The organism is Arhodomonas sp. KWT, assembly GCF_010993615.1.
Genome location: NZ_WNXE01000152.1, coordinates 1 through 2,344, shown reverse-complemented (window position 1 = coordinate 2,344; position 2,344 = coordinate 1). Strand labels below are relative to the sequence as shown.

General features: G+C 66.6%; 2 protein-coding genes and 1 pseudogene. All 3 read right to left on the bottom strand.

All coding sequences use genetic code 11. The annotated features are described in order from the left end of the window. Positions 1–301: pseudogene (locus G7A99_RS15405) on the bottom strand (ABC transporter permease); the annotation flags it as partial. Next, entirely contained in the window at positions 301–1,278 is a 978-nt protein-coding gene (locus G7A99_RS15400; RefSeq protein ID WP_205599871.1) for an ABC transporter permease, read from the bottom strand. The gene G7A99_RS15400 and the pseudogene G7A99_RS15405, both read right to left, overlap by 1 nt. 69 nt (positions 1,279–1,347) lie before the next feature. Next, the coding region (locus G7A99_RS15395) for an ABC transporter substrate-binding protein (protein WP_240466302.1) at positions 1,348–2,344 on the bottom strand (997 nt) is incomplete at its 5' end.

Here is a 2,344-nt window from a genome sequence, read left to right as displayed (position 1 = left end):
CGGCGAGCGCGCCCAGCGTCACCCCGATGAACAGCGCCGCGGCGGTGGAGATCAGGCCGATGAGCAGTGACACCCGGGCTCCGTGGGCGACGCCGGAGGCGATGTCCCGGCCGAGGGTGTCCGAGCCCATGAGCGTGCCGGAGGTCAGCGGCGGCGCGAACGGCCGGGTGACCATGTCCCACGGGCTGGTGGGGTAGAGGAGGTCGGCGAACAGTGCGAGGAACACCACGCCGGCCAGGATGATCAGGCCGATGATCGCGCCGCGGTTGCGCGCGAAGGCCTTCCAGAATTCTCGGCTCATCAGCTCACCTCGATGCGCGGGTCGATGAGTGTGTAGACGAGGTCGGTGATGATGTTGAACACCAGCACCATGATCGACGTGATCACGAAGATGCCGAGCAGCACCTGGTAGTCGCGCTGCAGCAGCGCGTCGAAGGCGAGCCGGCCGACGCCGGGCCAGGCGAACACGGTCTCCACGAGGATGGAGCCGCCGATGAGATAGCCCGCCTGGATGCCGGCGAAGGTGATCACCGGGAGCACGGCGTTGCGCAGGACGTGGCGCACCACCACGCGGCGCTCCTGCAGGCCCTTGGCGCGCGCGGTCTTCACGAAGTCCATATCGCGGACCTCGAGGATCGATGAGCGCGTCAGCCGGGCGTAGACCGCCATGTAGAACAGCCCCAGGGTGAGCACCGGCATCACCAGGTGCGCGACCACGTCGAGGAAGTGGTCGAAGCCCGTCAGCCCCGCGCCCACCGACTGGTAGCCGAAGGCCGGCAGCCACCCGAGCTGGACGCTGAACAGCAGGATCATCATCAGTCCTATCCAGTACAGCGGCGTGGCGTAGGCGAGCAGGGCGATGGTGGTTATGGCCGTGTCAGACCATCGGCCGACCTTGACGGCGGCCAGGGTGCCGAGCAACAGCCCCATCCCGAGGGAGAAGACGTAGGCGATGCCCGTGAGCAGCAGGGTGGCCGGCAGGCGCTCGGCGATGAGGTCCCAGACCGGGCGCTGCTGGCGGTAGGAGTAGCCCAGGTCGCCGGTGGCCACGTCGGTGACGTAGGTCCACAGCTGCTGCGGCAGCGGCTCGTCGAGATGGAACTTCTCACGCAGCTGCTCGATGTATTGCGGATCGGATGCGCCGCTCTGGCCGGCGATCACGAGTGCCGGGTCCCCGGGGGCGGCGCGGATCAGCGAGAAGTTGATCAGCACGATGGCGAGGAGGATGAAAAGGCTCTTCACCAACCGTCGCCCGAGGAAGGATACGATCTTGCCCATTCGCTAAGGTCCCGTTCGGGGTCCGGGCCGGGGCGGCTGCCCCGGGCCCGGACCGGGATTGCCGGATGGCTACTGCTTCGGCTCCACCCAGACGTCAGCAAAGTTGTCCGACGTGCCGATCGCGGTGGTCACGGCGTTGTGGACGCGCTTGTTGAGCAGGGTCGGGAACTCCATCTCCAGCAGCCAGGCCACCGGGACGTCCTTCGCCAGGATCTTCTGCACCTCGGCGTACATCTGCTCGCGCTTGGCGTCGTCGTTCTCCACCGCCGCCTTGGCGAAGAGCTCGTCCACCTTCTCGTTGGAGTAGCCCATGGTGTTGGAGAACAGCACGCCCTTGCGGATGTTGTCCGAGATGTAGGTACGGGCGACGCCCAGGGCCGGGTGGCCGTACTGATAGACGTAGTCGTTGGTCATCTGGTAGTCCCAGTTCGAGAGCTGCTGTGCCCAGCCCGCGCTGTCGGTGCTACGCAGCGTGACCTGCACGCCCACCTTGCCCATGGCCTGCTTGATGTACTCGGCCAGTCGCGTCCAGACCTCGCCGTAGGGCATGACCAGGAACTCCACGTTGGCACGCACGCCGTCCGAGCCGGGCTCGAGGCCCATGTCGTCGAGCAGCGCCTTGGCCTTCTCCGGGTCGTGGGGGTACTTCTGGACGTCCGGCGTGTACTGGGTGGTCACCGAGTTGATCGGGCCGGTGGCGACACGGCCGAGGCCGAAGAAGATGTTGTCGCGGATGAACTCGCGGTCGAGGGCGTACATGATCGCCTGCCGGAAGCGCCGGTCGTTGAGCGGCGGCTTGCGGGTGTTCATCTCGATCCACGCCATGGGCGCGAACATCTCGTAGCCCTTGGTGGTCAGCTCGAGGTTCGGCAGCTTGGAGAGCCGCGGCACGTCGAAGGGCTCGATGTTGCCGAACTGGCTGATGTCGGCGTCACCGGTCTCCATCGCCAGCGCCCGCGAGGCGGCGTCCGGGATGATGCGGAAGTAGATGTCGTCCAGGTACGGGCGACCGTCCTGCCAGTAGTCGTCGTAGGCAGTGAGGTGGACGTAGCTGCCCTTCTCCCAC